Raw genomic sequence first — 16,796 nt, forward strand, 5'->3', positions numbered from 1 at the left:
ACAACGCAAAACGAAGCTTTACTGGTACAATTTTTTAGTCTTATTTAGCACTCGGCAATTATTCAATGAACAAACGCAATTCAAGTGTGTCTTTTAATCATTGTTATTCGAGTTAATTCATGCTTTATTTGCTAGAAAATTCTTTCTCACTTATAAACTAAACTCATACGATTATGATTAAAAGACTGACTTTTATCGCTTGGATAGCACTAATCGGTCTGGTAACAAGTTGCGATGGCGACAAGGGTGATGTTGGACCGGCAGGCCCTGCAGGCCCCAAAGGTGAAACCGGAGCCCCAGGCAAAGACGGCGAACCCGGCAAGGACGGTGTTGGCGCTAAAGAGATCGTTGCGACGGCGGTAAAAAGTACGAATGGAGGATACACCCTGGGTAAGGCGAATCTGACATCCGCCGATACCGCGATGATTTCCAAAAGCGTAGTGGTTCTTTTCATTAAAAGCCAGGGAGTATGGTGGTCCCAACCAGGTATCGTTCGCTTTCCTGATAACAAATGGACGAACTTTACCTTCGTAACGCTTCTCAGAAATTTGACATTGTTTGTTGATATCAGACCGCTGACCTGGTCTGAACAACAGGAGAAGGCGCCAGAGCGTGACTTTGAAGCTATTCGTGCTGTGATAATACCTGCCGAAAAATTGAGATTGAATGCTGAAGTAGATATGAACAACTACGAGGAAGTTGTATCAGCATTCGGAATAAAAGAATCAGACATTCTGGAAGCGGACGTTAAGTAGTCAGCTTCATAAGGAGAGAAAAGGCGATCCCAGGGGTCGCCTTTTTCTTTTTCTCACCTCGCTTTTGCAACATAGAAAGTTTTAATTGCCCCCTGCCAAGAAGTTGCAAACCACCATAACTTTTATTTTTTAAATTATACTATTTTCGAAACAAATATTGTTAGGACGATTGTTACCTAATAGTGATTTGTACTTTTCCGGGCTTAGGCCTTCTTACCATATTTCTTTTTTCGTGATGAATACCAAAAAGTCTTCAAAAACGAGCTCACCTGACGTGGTTTTGATTGGGGCAGGCATTATGAGCGCTACGCTCGGGGTTTTACTGAAAAAGCTTAATCCATCCATTACTATCTCGGTTTTCGAACGCCTTGACCGCGTAACTGCGGAGAGCTCAGATCCCTGGAATAATGCCGGCACAGGCCATTCCGCTTTCTGCGAATTGAACTACACGCCACAATTGGCCGACGGTTCGGTCGAAACCAAAAAAGCCGTTAAGATCGCCGAATCGTTCGAGGTATCGAAAGAATTCTGGGCATATCTGGTCGAAAATGGTGTGATTGATTCACCTGATACATTTATCCACAACATTCCCCATTTGAGCTTTGTCTGGGGTGAGGAAAACGTGGAGTATCTCCGCAAACGCTACGAGGCTTTGACAAGCCATCACTTGTTCCAGGGAATGGAATATTCCGAAGACAAGGATACGATCGAAGCCTGGATACCGCTGGTAATGAACGGCAGGGCTGCCGACGAAAAGGTGGCCGCGACCCGCATGGAGCTCGGCACCGACGTCAATTTCGGCGCACTGACGAAAGCGATGTTCGATTACCTCGAAAAGCAGGATGGCGTCAACCTGTTTCTCAATTATGAGGTCGACGATCTTTCCCGCAAGAAGGACAACACATGGCTGATCGAGGTGAAAGACCGGGCAACCAGGAAAGAGAGCAAGATTACTGCCAAGTTCGTATTCATTGGTGCAGGCGGCGGCTCGTTGCCATTGCTGGAAAAATCTAATATCCCGGAAGGCAAAGGCTTCGGAGGTTTTCCTGTGAGCGGACAATGGCTAGTCTGCAACAAGCCTGAAATCATCGAAAAGCACCAGGCAAAAGTATATGGTAAGGCTTCGGTAGGCTCGCCCCCGATGTCGGTCCCTCACCTGGACACCCGCATTATCGACGGCAAAAAAGCATTACTTTTTGGGCCCTATGCCGGATTTTCGACTAAGTTTTTGAAAAACGGATCTTACCTGGACCTTCCGCTTTCCATTAAACTGAACAATATTAAACCCATGCTGGCCGCGGGGCTGCATAATATCCCGCTGACCAAATATCTGATTGATCAGGTGCGGCAATCACCGGAGGACCGCCTGGAAGCTCTGAAAGATTACTTCCCCGAAGCTAAACTGGAAGACTGGAATCTTGAAACGGCAGGTCAGCGCGTTCAGGTGATCAAAAAAGATAAAAAGGCTGGCGGTGTTCTCGAATTCGGGACCGAAATGGTGACCGCTGCGGACGGTTCGCTGGCTGCATTGCTGGGCGCTTCCCCGGGAGCATCTACTGCGGTATCGATCATGCTGGAATTGATTCACAAATGCTTTGCAGAAGCGAAATCCCCTGAATGGCAGCGCGAATTCAAGAAAATCATTCCTTCATTCGGCAAATCACTTTCCAAAGAAAAAGACCTGGCCGCTAAAACGCGCGCCTGGACCACCGAGGTACTGCATTTAAGCGCCTCGCATCTGGAAGAGGAAGTGACCGCGTGATTCAGAATTTATATAACAACAAAGCCCCGGGGTTACCTGGGGCTTTGTTGTTATTCTGCAAATATTTCGGTAAGATTGATAACGAGATCGGGAAAAACATCCGACTGCAACATTTGACCATTGTTCTTCGGGTGTTGTCCCCTGTACTTGCCTGATTCGTCCAGCAAAAAAATATTAACGTGACCATATTCCGGGTAAACTACCCAATATTCCCGCACGCCACTTTCCTCATAAACATCTAAATAATCAACTGGTCAAAACGCCAGCGAACGCAGAAAACGCAGCCCTTCCACGGCGATCGCTTCGCGCGAGGGCTCTACTTGCCGCCATATGGATGCGGCTTTGGCAATGACCTTCACATCCGGTGTGAACGATTCGATAACAATATCTCCCTGGTAATGGATATGGTCCAATGCGGCAAAAATACGGTCCCAGTTGATCTGATCGCCACCAGGAGTTCCGCGGTCGCTGCCGGAAGCGTGCAGCAGGCCCAGCCTGTGACCGGCCCTTTGAATGGCCAGCGCAGGGTCCTTTTCTTCCAGATTCATGTGAAAAGTATCCAAATGTACCTGTAATGCATCGCTACCGACGGTTTCAATCATCCGCAGCGCCTGGTCGCAGGTATTGATAAAATCGGTTTCATAACGGTTTAGAGGCTCGATAGCGAGTTTTACACCGTGCTTCTCGGCAAAATCAGCGAGCGTTTTGAGGTTACCCGCTACCAGCTCCCATTGTTTGCGTCTTTCATCGTCGGGGACGAACTCGGCACGACCTACCGCAGAATAAACGGGACCCACCACAAGCTTACTTCCAAGCACCGGCGCAATGCGGATAAGTGCCTCCACATACTCGATGGACGTCACCTGTTCCTTACGCGTACCGCGCAGGTCACGCCCCGGCCCGGTTGCCGCGCACACCGACCTGCATTCAAGCCCGCTGTCATCCAATGCTTTTCGAACCAGTTCCGGGTCGATGTCGCCAGGGTCTTCCAGGGCTATCTCTACAAAATCAAAACCCCAGTTTTTAAACTGGGGAAAATATGAGGTGCTTTCGTTCGTGAATGGTGAAGAAAACAGATAGGTATTGATACCAAACTTCATCGGTGGTTACTTCCCTTTTTGCTGTGTAAAAATGCGTACACCTTTCTTGTTGCCGGTGACGATGTCCAGCAGGCCGTCGCCGTTCAGATCTTCGACCGTCACATGCAGGCCTACCCCCGAGTTATCATCAATATCGTGCCTGATCCACGTCGGCACTTTACCGGGCTTATATTCAAACCATGAAATAAAAGGCGGCTCAAATTCTCCCGGATCATTACCATTGTGGGCGAAATAACGTTTTCCGGTAATAAAATCGGGGTGGCCATCGCCATTCATATCTTTTAGCGCCAAACCGTGCGTCTGTGAAATCGTTTTGTCGATCTCGTGATGGATCCAGACCGTTTCCTTGCCTTCCTTCTTCTGCTCGTGCCACCAGATACCATAGTTATGCGCCGAAGCGCTGAGCACGTCGTTGAGGCCATCGCCATTCAAATCGAGCACATACATTTGCGAGCAATCCTGGCCAAGATCGGCTGGGTAGAACTTCCAGTCCTTGTCTTTCGGGTATTTGGCAGGCCCCTCCTCCGGGCCCTCCCACCAGCCGTTTCTCACTAGCACATCCTTGCGCCCATCGCCATTGATATCGCCATAGCCGATCCCATGCGTATACATATGCGTGGAGTTGTTGGGATCGTTGCTGATCACATATTTCTCCCAGGTCGTTTCGCCCTTTTTGGAAGGACATTTCAACCAGATAACCTTCTTTCCCGTCGGGTCATTGCAAAGCAAGTCCTGCCGCCCGTCACCATCGATATCCACCAATTGTGGCGACTCGTTTCCTACCGACGAATAAATGGTGTGCACCGGCCAATGTCCCGGCTTGTTTTGCGGATTCTCATGCCAGGCGGCAGCCTTGCCCGGCCAGTCGATGCGGATGAGATCTATCCAGCCATCCTGGTTTACGTCCATGGCAAAATCCAGGAAAGAATCGCTGTAACTGCCATTTACAATAAATTCCTGCGGCTTGGCCAATTCGTGTTCCTTCCAGTCAGGCGCTTCGAACCAGTAAGCGCCCGAAAGTATGTCCTTTTTACCATCTTTATTCACATCGCCCATCGCGGCACCTTCTGCGATGAACCGTTTGGTAAGTTCGGTCTTCTTAAATATAACAGCTGATCCGCTCTTCCCTTTTGTCTGCGCGGATGCATTTGTCCCGGCAAAGACAACTATATTGATCAAACAAAACCACTTTAAAACTCTTCCGGTTAATAGCATCGGATTTATGGGTTAGGATTAATACTCAAATATCATTTTACCCCCAGCAGGTATTCAAGCAGCGCATAAAAGTCTTTTTCAGGGATGATATTCCGGAACTGATCGGGCATTAACGTGTATTTAGATGCCCGGTATTCCTTCATATCGCCCTTTACCACCGAAAACTCCTGCCCTGTCATATCCGCGAACACGATTGTCTCGCCTTCCGTCCTGCGGTACAAGCCCGTAAGGGTCTTGTCATTTTTCAATGTGATATTATAAGTACGAAACGCCTCAGTTATATTCCTGTTAGGGTCAAGGATTTTTTGGGTCAATGCCTTATGGCCCCAGTTTCCGATGCCATCGAGCTGCGGACCGACAAGCCCTCCCGAGCCCTGGATCTGGTGGCAGCCGCTGCAATTCTGCACAAAAATCACTTTTCCTGCGTCAGAAAATACGGTAGCCGGTTTGAAATTCGCAATGCGCGCGTCGATAAGCTTCTGGCGTTCTTCGCGCTCGTTGGCCCCGGCTGTCAGCAATTGCCGCATTTGTGTTTGCTGGGAAGCATTTGCATTATTGGTAAGACGCTCCTGCACCGGAACCTCCGCTGCAATATCCGCGCCAAGCTCCTCGTCTTTAAATGCATTCAATAGATAAGTGATGCCTTCCGAAGTATTGGCCAGCACCGTTGCAATCACGATCTGAAGATTACGTGCACCGCTAGCCAGTTGATTTTTCAAAGTTTCATATACAGAAGGTGATGCTGCCTGGCCCATCGCAACGGCCAGCTTCTCCCTTAAAATTGGTAGCTCCGCAGGATCATTGAAAACATTCGCCAGAACATCAACATTCCCCTTCGGATCGATATTCATCAATGCGCCCGCGGCTGCGCTCCTTACCGTGTAATCTATCCATTGGGTTTGCAAAATGCTTCTTAATGCTGGTTGCAGGGATTTGATACGATATTCTCCGGCAATTTCCACAGCTGTAATTCTTTGCTCCGAGTTAGTGGACGGGCTTTTCTCGGGAATGGCAACGACCGCCGGTTCAAAATGCCCCACACCCACAGAGCCCGTTTGCGAGCTGTCGGCTGCCTCGATATACCCCATTTGCCCCTCATATCCAGCCAGGTTGAATGCCGCATTGCGGATAAGCTCCTTAAACTGCATTGGCACCGCCTGGTTGACCCGGTATTCCGCAACTACTTTCCCGCTACCAGCCAGCCGGATTTTCACCGAGTTTTTTGAAATACCCTTTCGCTCAGCCCGGTTGTGGACATCATTATCAAAAACGTTCATTTTCAAAGTCGCGGGCAACTTAAACGGCACCGAATACAATGCCGACTGGGGTCCGTAGCCTCCTCTTTCGCTTAAAACAATACGAAATGCGGGCATTACGTCTACAAGGAAGTGCTCCGAAACCGTCCATGAATTGACGGGGTCGACGTTCTTCGCTACCTTCCTGATTTTCCAGATTTCTGTTTCGGCAGAAATTTGGGTCAAAAATTTTCCCGCCAGTTGCTCACCCCACGATACCATTTTGGGACTTGGCGATACACCACTTTGCCGGATGCCCGCCTGGATGGTCCGATAAAGCGACAATTGCTTTTCCGGTTCATTTTCAAACTTCGTGGTGATCAGATCGATCGCTTTCTCGACCTGATAAGGTGCCGCAAGGCGGCCAATGTATTCGAGATTCTTGAGCAGATCCGCTGGATCGAGCTCGTGCGTGAGCGTGTAGTCGAGCACAAATGCCGCACCCGCGGAAGATGGCACATCGAGCAGTGCTCTGTTCAGCAATGCCAGCTGCGCGTCGGTCCACCGCATGGCCGGAACGCGCCACATCACGCTGGTGCTTTTCAGGTTATTTCGCAGGCCCAGCAGCGCTGTATAGCGTAAATGTGTGTCCTCCTGCGGCGTTTTTTCATACAAATCCATCAGCAATGCCAGGTTTTCCGACTTAGGAAAGCGCGACAAGACTTCTGCCGCCGTTCGCCGGATAAACGGATCGCCGTTTTTCAAAGCTTCGGTAACCTGCTGGTAATGGGCATCGGAAATGGCATCGCGTTCACTCAGGATACGCAATGCATGGGTTTTCACAACCGGTTCGTGATGTTGCAGTGCATTGTTAAGGAAGCGGTCGTCGAGCGCGCCGAGACGGTGCAATATCCATAAAGCATGTACATAGGAAGTTGCTTCAGAATTATTTGCAAGAAGCCCTTTTACGGGTTCAATCGCCTTTCCTTTCCAGGTATCGACAATCCGGTCGGCTACTTTCAAGCGGGTATTCAGCTGCGGATGTTTCAGCCCTTGCAGCAGCTGCCCAATCGTCGCCGTCGACCAGTCGGTAACAGGTAAATTATCATGCGGCTCTGTGCCTTTATATGTTACTTTCCAGATCCGGCCGTTCACCCGGTCACGACCCGGGTGATTGAGAGCAACCTCATAATGCCCGATGATCCTGTTATAAAAATCGGCGATATACAAAGCTCCGTCCGGTCCGACTTTAATGTCCACCGGCCGGAACCACGGGTCTTTGCTAACCAGGAGCGGCTCCTCCTTTTTCGAAGAAGGCGTCGAGCCATTGAAAGTCACTGTGTTCCGGTCAATGCGGCAGGTGACGACATCCCCGGTAAAGAAACTGCCGCGGTATTTGGCCGGAAACTGCGTTCCGGTGTAATAAACAAGCCCCGCCAGTGCGGTCGAACCCAGGTCGTATGTCATCATCGCCGGCGCAAAGCCCAGCCCGACGGGCGCTTTCTTGCCAAAATGCGGGTAATCTCCACCGAAAATAAGCTGGGTAATCGGTTTTGTATGACAATCCACCGAATACAAATATCCTTTCTCATCATATGCGTAGCCAAACGGGTTCACGCGCCCGAACGTCGTCTGCTCCACATGGCTCCCATCCATTTTCACCCTGAAAGTATTCCCGGAAGTCATCCGTATCGAGTCTCCATCCGAACCTGCGATATTCGAAATATTGGAAAACCCATGGCATACATGCAGCCAGCCGTCGTACCCGCGGATGAGGTTGTTCACCATTCCATGCGTATCCTTATGCCCAAAGCGGCCAAGCAATATCTCTTTACTATCTGCCTTGCCGTCATTGTCTTTATCCTTTAAATGATACAGGTTGGGAATACTATACGCGATCGCACCGTCCGCCACCGGCATGATGCCGATCGGGATATTGAGGTTATCATCAAAATGTGTGAAAGTATCTGCCCGGCCGTCGTCGTTTTTATCTTCGAGGATCGTAATGCGGTCTTTTCCGTCGCTTTCGCCCGCAGCCACCGGGTATTCCGAGGATTGCGTCACCCATAATCGGCCGCGGTCGTCGAATTCCATGTTCATCGGCTTGGTAATATCCGGCTCGGAAGCGAAAAGCGTCACTTGGAAGCCCTCGGGCAGCACAAAACTAAGGCGCTCTTCCTCCGGCGTTTTGAAACCTGTTGTCCGGATATGTTCAGCATAAATATCAGCCTCTGCTTGTTGAGGCGCATTCGTGACAGTTACATTCTGGCCGGATTTGTTTTGAGGAGGTTTGCAACTTTGTACTTGAAACAATAGGGAGGCGGTCAGTACGACGAGACCGATTTTGACAGGACTTTTGATTGTCACCATACGATCAGCAGAAAAAGCAGGGTTGAGGAATTTCGTTGAATAGGGTATTGGAAGAATAAACCAGCAAGCAGGTCTATTTTACTTTGATGATGGTATTTAAATTAAAAAACCGGGCTGTGCACACAGCCGCTGGCCATGCCACAACCCGGCAGTCGTTCATTTCAGTACTTTATAAAATGTACCCGTTCCGAAGAACCATCGCGATGTTCGATTGCCAAGATGTAACTACCGGCTCCAAGGTGGTTGAGCGGAACATATTTTTCCTTCAAACCGTCTGCCGCCAGCGGCTCCCGTAACACAATGCCCGCGGCATCCAGGATCTTAATTTTGGTCACCTTCGACCAGTCTTTCACACGCACTTCGAGCCGATCGACGGCCGGATTTGGGAAAACCGTGAGTCCGCCACCATCCCACAGCACCTTCCTGATTTGGCTAAATGCAAAACTGCCATCCCGGTCGACCATTTTTAACCGGTAATAATCGTCGCCAGTAACCGGATTACTGTCAGTGAAATGGTATTCGGCTTGCCCTTTACCCTCTCCCGCCGAGCCTACACGCCCCAGCTGCTGCCATTCATTCGCATCCCGGCTGCGCTGAATTTCAAAGAAATCGCTATTGGTTTCATAGGCCGTTTTCCAGGTTAACCTCACTGCTTTCTCCTCCTTTTGCGCATCAAAAGCGATGAGGGTTACGGGTAATTCGCTTTGCCCGTTTACGAGCGTGAGCAACTTAATATCCAGGTCGGCCAAGTCTTTTGAAACATAATGCAACCCCAAATCGCGCGTGGAGCCCGTCATGGTTACAAACGCATTTTGATCAGAAAACGAATTAGCCAGTTCCAGTAAAGATTCGGCATTTCCGTTCAATTCGGAAGGGTGGTAAATCACGCCGAGATTCCCCTCGAAATTGACGGGCTTGTTAAAAACATAAGTTTTCAGAATGCTGGCCTGGGGATCCCCCGGTATAGCTGTGTGTTGAACTTCCAGGGAATAGTTGTCACCCAGGTTGAGGCCTTCGGTGGGTATCAAAACCAGGCTATCCACTGAGAAAACCGTCCCAATATTGACAAACAAGCTATTTCCCGTCACAAATTGAGCCTGAGCAGCCAACCTCGTCAGAAAGAAAACCAGGCATATTAATAAAGCTTTGATATTCATAACGATCGTCATAAGTGTGATTGAAAGTTATTTCCTGGAAACCAATGCCCGGCTTCTTTTGGGGCGGGTTAATGCTAATTGGGACTTAATACCTGCAATCTCCGCCCTCAGATCTTCGTTCCGTTGCCGCAAATGATCCGTCCTTTTGACCAGCGCCTGAATGGCTATCAGGTTCACGCCGTCAAAATCGGCCTGGTTGATCGTTGTGTCGTTACCGATCGTCCCGTATGCGTCCTGACCGAATGCATGAAAGAAGTCCTGCGCCATCGGTCCATAATGGCGGAACGTTTTGGGATCTTGCCCTTTGTAGTTCCAGGAAGTCAGTTTCATATCCCTGATTTTTCCCAAAAAGGCCTCGCCATTTATGGGAGAGAAGTTTTCCTTTCGGTTAACGTCAGATAATACCTGCCAAGAATTGCCACCAGACGCTAACGATATACCGATTGTCTGGTTGCTATTGGAATAAAAGCGATATCCGCCAGCAAACCTCATAGACATCTGATTCTCCAGATTACTCTTCAAAATCACGCTTTTACTATTATCCCCAAAGACGAACGACCCCTCCTTACTATCCGTCGAGACCATATTCCCCAAAGCGACGGAGTTGTCGCCGCTTGCCGTTGCCGCCACGCCGTGAGCAAAGGAATAATTGCCCGACGCCGCCGTGTTTTCTCCGCTGGCAAATGCGGCCTTTCCGGACGAATTGGTTCTCAGCCCGAAAGCGGCGGAGCCTACTCCGATTGCAAAAACTTCAAAGCCACTGGCAAAAGAATAGTTCCCGATAGTCTGAGGATCCAGCCCGCTGTTTCCGACCCGTTCACCCAGCGAGCGAAAAGCCGCCTTGTCGTGGAACCACTTCATTTTGTGCTCGACGGAATCCGGGAAAGCGGGATCGTAATAAGGATTAAACTCCGGTTTCAGGCGTACGCTCGTAGATAATATAGATCCATCGTGGATATGCAGCATTTCTTGCGGTTGCTGTGTACCTACGCCTACCTGGGCGTGTCCCGCCACAGGCAACATTGCGAACAAAGCCAACGCCAGTTTCCGCATATGACGTAAATCACATGGGGGATTAAGAAAGAATTTGTTCATAAGCGTGTTTGGATAGTAGTGTGAAAGATTTAAAAACAGATTGCCGGTCGACCTATCGCTTTGCAACAGTGATGCCAACGGATATTTTGGCTTTCCGGCCCTTGTTCGCCGACAATTTCAATCGGAGCATCGCCACTTCGGTCGCCATGTCGTCGTTCTCTTTTTCAAGCTCATCCGATATTTTGACCAGCTCCTGAATCGCCACCAGAATAACCCCGTCCAAATCGGCCTGGTTAATGGTGGTATCCGTTCCGATGGTGCCATGAGCATCGGTGCCGAATGCCTTGAAGAAATCCTGCACCATCGGCCCGTAATGCCGAGAGACGTTCGGAGTCTGCCCCTTATAGTTCCAGGAAGTAAGCGGCATTTTTGAAATGCTTTTTAGAAACCTGTTGCCTTGAACAGGAAGAAAATTTTCCTTTTTGCGGACATCCGAAACGACCGTCCAAGCATTGTTGCCGGGAGACAGGATCATACCGATCGTGAGTGCTGCATTGGAATATAACTCATAACCACCGCCGAAGAGCGATTTAAACTGATTATCGCTCGTATTCTGCGCGCTTCCATTTGCATGCCCAAAAATGAAACTTCCACTTTGATAGTTGTTGCTAAGGTTGGTACCCATTGAAATGGTATTTGGCCCATCTGCGACGGTAAAATCCCCTTGGGCAAAGGACAAGTTACCGCCAGCAGTAAGCGCCCTACCCGCGGCGAAGGAACCGAACGCGGTAGTGCGCGCCCGCAAGCCAAAAGACGAAGAACCCAGCCCTGAGGCGTAGGAATCGTATCCCGTTGCCGAAGAAAACCTTCCCGCATTCAAAGTGTCCAGCCCGATGTTGTAAAAACCTTTCCCCAAAAACCTAATCGCACTCTTCGCATGAATCCATTTAAAAGCATGGATCACTTCGTCGTCGTCATTCAAAAGTGGGGCATAAAAAGGGCTGGTTTCGGGCGGAAACTTCGGTGTGACAGACAGTATTGTTCCGTTGTGCACATGCATTTTTGCTCCGGGAATTTTGATGCCAATACCCCATTGGGCGTGGGCCTGCCCGGAAAAGACACAATGGAGCGCTATCAAGCCTATGATTGTAATGCGCCATGCTTTTTTTAAATTTTTCATCGTGCATGATTGTAAAGTTGAACATCAGACATCTTTGAATGCCGAATCTCAACCAAAAGCCTTACAATCACGCAGATCGATACCCAAGTGGGTCAAAGCGTTTATTTACCGGAGTTACGCCCGGTAACAACAGCCTACGGGGCTGATTAAAAACTCGTTGCGGCTTGGCTGAAAATCTTCACGACCACCACTGTTTATATTACTGCTTCATGCATGCAGCAACTTTGTCTATTATCGTAACGATTATGCATATACGATAACAAAACCATCCTGCCGCATCATGCTTTTATTTAAAAACTTCTCCGATTTGATCAATATTCACGCCTAGCACCTTTTGCGCAATGACATTCAGCGCAGCCTTCTCTCCCTCGAAATGGAATGTACTCTGCCGGTGCGTGATCGACTCGCCTTCCTTCAATGCCCTTACCGATGAATTCGATTCGAGTTCGTAAAACGGTCCCATTTGCGTACCGTCGGCCAGTTTGCCATCATTATAGGCATTCAATGCGTCACCATTGTAAGGGTCCTTATGCAGTTCCCAGGTTGATTTCATGTACTGGCCCTGCGGATCAAGATCGAATTTAATGATGGTAAGCATGCCTTTTTCCGCATCGTAGCTCCCGGCCACATTCCGGGCCGATTTCGGGGCGATACCGATCTTGCTGCGATGCTTGCCGTCGGCTTTGAGAAACAATAGCGAGTCTTTCACAACGAGCCTGTCGGCTGGTATTTTACCAAAATAATCGTCGGTAATGAGCGGCTTTTCGGATAATGCTTTCGAAAAAGGCGCGATAATAGTCGTCTGGTCCGATGGCCGGAACATGCCTAGCAGCCAGATACCCAGCATACCGCTTTCCGGCTTCCATTCTTCATCCTTGTTGGTGATTGAATTAGTGGAGCGGTAGGCGACGGCCTTCACGCCGCTTAATGCGGGCAAATCGAGCAGATCAGCGATATTTTGCTTCGTCAGCATCTGGACCTCCCGGCTGATCCCGATCACGAACGTCTTGCCATGATAATTCTCGATCATCGCATCGACCTGAAACTTCACCGACGAAGCATCCGATTCGGCGACTTTGTAGGCGACCGTATCGATCAGCGCCGGTGTCTGCCAGTTCTCAAAATCGAAGGTTTGCCCTTTTTTAAAGTACACAGAAAACTGACCACCTTCCGGAGACAGCCAAAAACGCTCTTCGCCGCCAAACCCGTTCATATGCGGCTGGTACACTCCGCTTTCGATGAGCTTGTAGTTGATCCAGCCGTAGCTGTTGCCGGCGTTGCCGTTAGCGGTGCTGGTCATCACCCTGCCTTGAAAGGCAGGGTTAATAAGCGCCCGGGCATCGGCATTGTCCGGGGCCGTTAGGACGATGGTTTCCTTATGTTTCTTTAAAAATGCGAGGTCGTAGCCGAAAGTACCGGCTGCCTGCGTTTGCTCTGTTTCCAATTTATCGCTTTTATTGTTCGTCGAACAGCCCGCAGCCGCCATCATCGCAGCCAGCATGACCAGATAATGCGCTTTCATGGCTATTCTCTTAAATAGTTACCATAGCCGACGATCAACACCGAGAGGACAATCACCAGAATACCGATGATGATCGAGGAAATGGTCTTTTTGGATACTCCTTTCCACTCTTTCAGGACTAGTCCCCATGAGTTCGCCACCAAAATAATGAATGCCATGTGCAGGATCCACGAGCTTGGTCCATTGCCTAACTTGCTCTCTCCCATGCCGTAGAAAAAGAATTGAAGGAACCACGTAGTACCGGCCAGTGCCGAAAAAATATAGTTCGAAAGCAGCGGTGTCGACGAATCGGTGTAGTTGCCGAAGGTTTTGTTGCGCGCATTGAGGATCATGCACCAGATGAAGTTAGTAGTGAGGCCGCCCCAGAGGATTACAACGTAAGTGACATTGTTTTGGAATAAAAACTCGCCCTCGCCGGGATTGGCTGCTTTCCAGATCTCGTTCGCTTCCTGCGCCATAATCTTGCCGGCGTCGATCCCGAATGCAAAACAGGCGCTGAGGATACCGGAAATAATGGAAACCGTTAAACCAAGGCCTATTTTAAACTCGGTATTATCGGCAGCCACATGGCCGGTTTTCCGTAAATCGGCATCTTTCATCGCCCCGGACTTCCCGCAGATAACGATCCCGATCACGCAGACCAGCAGACCAAGCAGAACCATCTGGCCCCAGCTTTCACTAAAAAGCATCGAAATCGTATCCTTGCCCGGTTGCGGGTTGAACTCGTAGTAAACCGAGGGGATCAACGCGCCGAAAACCGAGCAAAGCCCGAGGATGATGGAGCTTCCGAGCGCGACGCCCAGGTACCGCACGCCCAGCCCGTATGTGAGGCCGCCAATGCCCCAGAGCACGCCGAAAAAGTAAGTCAGAAAGAGAATGCCGCCATTGGTGTGGTTGATGATTTCAGTATACCCCGGAATCGTAAGATAAGCGGCAAGCGGCGGCACGATAAGCCAGGAGAACAGCCCACCGATGATCCAGTACGATTCCCAGGCCCAGCCTTTGACCTGCTTGTAGGGAATATAAAAACTGCCGGAGGCGAAGCCACCGATGAAATGGAAAATAACACCCAGAAGAGCTTGCATGAATAATTTTTGAATTTTATCATGTAAGAGCGTTTACCCGGGTATCTACTGGCAAACCAGGCAAGTCTTTGAAACCCTAACTTTTCTCAATCTCCCACCACAACCTTCCTGACGACCCGGCTGTTACCGACATTAAACTCGACCAGATACAACCCGCCGGGCCATTGCGCGGTAGATATTTGCTGCACCTCCTCGGCCCGAATGAGGCGGTTCCGGACCATTCGCACACCGCCGGCCGTAAGAACGTCGAATGTGCCGGTTTTAGAAGAGTATATTTTAAAAAACGCTACGGAAGGATTCGGAAATACCTTGACCTCCGCCTCATGGCCCGGCTCGACACCTGTAACCGACACTGGCAGGATGTTGGTCAGCAAACGCACTCCGCCGGCATTGTTCCCGATCGCAACATCCGGCTTCTTGTCGCCATTCAGATCGGCGACGGCCAGGGAGAGGTAATTACCAAAATTGACATTGCCCGGTTGGCCATTCACACTTACGATGGAGCTGGCCCGGTCGGTCCATTTGCCCCAATCGGCATTGTTAAATACGCGGATGGTTCCGGTATGATCGACCGTGGCCAGATCCGGTTTGCCGTCGAGATCGAAATCGGTAACAGCTACTTGCGAAAAGCGGCCGGCGAAATTGATGCCCACACCTGAAAATGAGTCGGTTTCAAGTTTGAATGTGTATTGCTTGTTGGTTCCGGTGTTGGTGTAATAATAAATGTTTCCCTGTGTTTTACCAATGAGTAAATCGAGGTCGCCGTCGCCATCGGCATCGTAGAAATAGGGAGAATCGCCGGTTTGCAGTTCCGCGGGCAATGCAATGGTGACTGCGTCGGCGAGGTTCAATTGCGCTGCCGCGCCGGTTGTTCCTTTGTTGGGGATATAGCGGTATTCGAGTTTGAGATTAGAGGTGGCGGTGGCGGCAAAACCGAGATCGGCAACACCGTCGCCATTAAAATCTGCCCATTGCGGCTTGATATTGTAGACAGACAGCTTAGAAAGCAGTTGGAGGTAGTCCTGCGATTCTATACTAAAATCTGGTGCGGCAACGGTGCCATTATTTTTCAAAAACCATAAACCTCCTTTATAACCGCCGGTAACCGGCATTCCGCTTGTTCCGATGAGCATATCCAGGTCGCCGTCGCCATCGATGTCGAAAAAAGTTGGCGCCGCATTTTCACCGACATCGATCATCTGGTCCTGCAAGAAGTTTTTCCGTACCAGTTTGAAATTGGGTTTGTCGCTCGTCCCTTCATTATGATAATACCAGCCCGAGGATTTAAAATCCGTCAGGTTGATATCATTGGCCGGAATACTGGGCGCGATGAGCAGGTCTTTGGCGCCATCGAAATCCACATCTTCGTAGAATGCTGCCGGAAAAATGTGCATTAAGACCGGATCCGTGGCCGGATACGAATTGGTGAAACCCGTAAAATTGGCAATAATGCCTTTGACGGAATTGGGCAGGAAAGAAATATGCTCGTTGCTCACGTGGCCGGCGAGGAGGTCCTTGGCACCGTCGCCGTTCAGGTCGTGGAGCAGAATGGAGTTGCCCGCGTGCAGGATGCGCGCGGGTGCGGCCTCCCGATTCGAAGGATCGGTTACCACGCCGCAATCGACGCCTACCACGAAATCCTCGGCATCGCCTTTGTGAAAATTACCCCAGCAATCGCCGTTACGCTGAAAAACCGGGCTGGCCTGCGTACCTAGGCTGTCGCGAACGCCGAATTTTTCTATGCTCAGGTTCTGATGCAACTCAATATAGCTTCCTGAAAAATCGAAGGTCAACAGGTCGAGATCGCCGTCATCGTCGATATCGGTAATGGCGGGAATGTCGGTGCCCGATACCTGCATATTGATGTTCCCCGAGAAGCCTTTGGTATACAAGACGTCGCGCACGAGCTTCCACGACCATGCGTTGGCCGTTTTAACCTGCTGATAAACGACAATGCCCAGGGAAGTGCTCGCGAAAAGGTCTTTCAGGCCGTCGCCATTGTAATCGGCGAGGATCATCCAGTTGTCGACCTGCGGAAAAAGCGTTTCGTAATACGGCGCGTGGATGAACGTCTTTTTGCCTGCATTCACAGGATCAGGGCCGGCAAGAAACGTGGTAACCTTGCTATTGGTGCGGTCGTAAACGACCAGATCCTCGTCGGCATCGTTGTTCAAATGCATTTTCAGGTATTGCGAGGCATTGAGGCCTCCACCCCAGGGATTCGTCATTTTCACGCCTCCGGCCGACACGCTTGTAAGGGTATCGAGTTTGAACCACGACTGTTGCGCCAGCAAATCGGAAGGTGGGTAAAAGCAAATGAAGAAGAGGATGAGGGAGGTAAATTTGGTTCGCATCGTTGAGGAATAATCTATTAGTTTTG

At 49.9% G+C, this 16,796-nt stretch carries 11 protein-coding genes and 1 pseudogene; 2 read left to right on the forward strand and 10 right to left on the reverse strand.

Going from position 1 to position 16,796, the window contains the following annotated elements; all coding sequences use genetic code 11:
- The first annotated feature begins 173 nt into the window (after positions 1–173).
- Together IEY24_RS32800 and IEY24_RS18085 are read left to right on the forward strand one after the other, a co-directional pair.
- Entirely contained in the window at positions 174–755 is a 582-nt protein-coding gene (locus IEY24_RS32800; RefSeq protein WP_229222561.1) for a collagen-like protein, read from the forward strand.
- Positions 756–990: 235 nt separating this feature from the next.
- The gene (locus IEY24_RS18085; RefSeq protein ID WP_188934581.1) at positions 991–2,517 is read left to right on the forward strand and encodes a malate:quinone oxidoreductase; all 1,527 of its coding nucleotides are present in this window, start codon (positions 991–993) and stop codon (positions 2,515–2,517) included.
- Positions 2,518–2,567: 50 nt separating this feature from the next.
- Here IEY24_RS18085 and IEY24_RS33115 read toward each other — a convergent pair.
- From IEY24_RS33115 to IEY24_RS18135, 10 genes and pseudogenes are all read right to left on the reverse strand, one after another.
- Positions 2,568–2,744: pseudogene (locus tag IEY24_RS33115) on the reverse strand (Uma2 family endonuclease); the annotation flags it as partial.
- A gap of 27 nt (positions 2,745–2,771) precedes the next feature.
- The gene (locus tag IEY24_RS18095; RefSeq protein WP_188934586.1) at positions 2,772–3,617 is read right to left on the reverse strand and encodes a sugar phosphate isomerase/epimerase family protein; all 846 of its coding nucleotides are present in this window, start codon (positions 3,615–3,617) and stop codon (positions 2,772–2,774) included.
- A 6-nt stretch (positions 3,618–3,623) separates the two neighbouring features.
- Entirely contained in the window at positions 3,624–4,796 is a 1,173-nt protein-coding gene (locus IEY24_RS18100; RefSeq protein WP_229222568.1) for an FG-GAP repeat domain-containing protein, read from the reverse strand.
- A 68-nt stretch (positions 4,797–4,864) separates the two neighbouring features.
- Complete coding sequence (locus IEY24_RS18105; RefSeq protein WP_188934590.1) at positions 4,865–8,437, reverse strand: PVC-type heme-binding CxxCH protein; 3,573 nt, start codon at positions 8,435–8,437, stop codon at positions 4,865–4,867.
- A gap of 161 nt (positions 8,438–8,598) precedes the next feature.
- Complete coding sequence (locus IEY24_RS18110; RefSeq protein WP_229222576.1) at positions 8,599–9,594, reverse strand: T9SS type A sorting domain-containing protein; 996 nt, start codon at positions 9,592–9,594, stop codon at positions 8,599–8,601.
- A gap of 27 nt (positions 9,595–9,621) precedes the next feature.
- A complete protein-coding gene (locus IEY24_RS18115; protein ID WP_188934592.1) occupies positions 9,622–10,689 on the reverse strand; it encodes a tail fiber domain-containing protein in 1,068 nt (355 codons plus the stop codon).
- A gap of 52 nt (positions 10,690–10,741) precedes the next feature.
- A complete protein-coding gene (locus IEY24_RS18120; RefSeq protein ID WP_188934594.1) occupies positions 10,742–11,809 on the reverse strand; it encodes a tail fiber domain-containing protein in 1,068 nt (355 codons plus the stop codon).
- A 286-nt stretch (positions 11,810–12,095) separates the two neighbouring features.
- The gene (locus IEY24_RS18125) at positions 12,096–13,331 is read right to left on the reverse strand and encodes a DUF6786 family protein (protein WP_188934596.1); all 1,236 of its coding nucleotides are present in this window, start codon (positions 13,329–13,331) and stop codon (positions 12,096–12,098) included.
- A 2-nt stretch (positions 13,332–13,333) separates the two neighbouring features.
- Positions 13,334–14,416, reverse strand: coding sequence for an L-rhamnose/proton symporter RhaT (rhaT, locus tag IEY24_RS18130; protein ID WP_188934598.1), 1,083 nt, complete (start codon positions 14,414–14,416; stop codon positions 13,334–13,336).
- A gap of 86 nt (positions 14,417–14,502) precedes the next feature.
- Positions 14,503–16,770 (reverse strand): T9SS type A sorting domain-containing protein, encoded by a 2,268-nt coding sequence (locus IEY24_RS18135; RefSeq protein WP_188934600.1) that lies wholly within the window; start codon positions 16,768–16,770, stop codon positions 14,503–14,505.
- Positions 16,771–16,796 lie beyond the last annotated feature (26 nt).

The sequence above is a fragment of the Dyadobacter endophyticus genome, assembly GCF_014641595.1.
Classification (GTDB): Bacteria; Bacteroidota; Bacteroidia; order Cytophagales; family Spirosomataceae; genus Dyadobacter; species Dyadobacter endophyticus.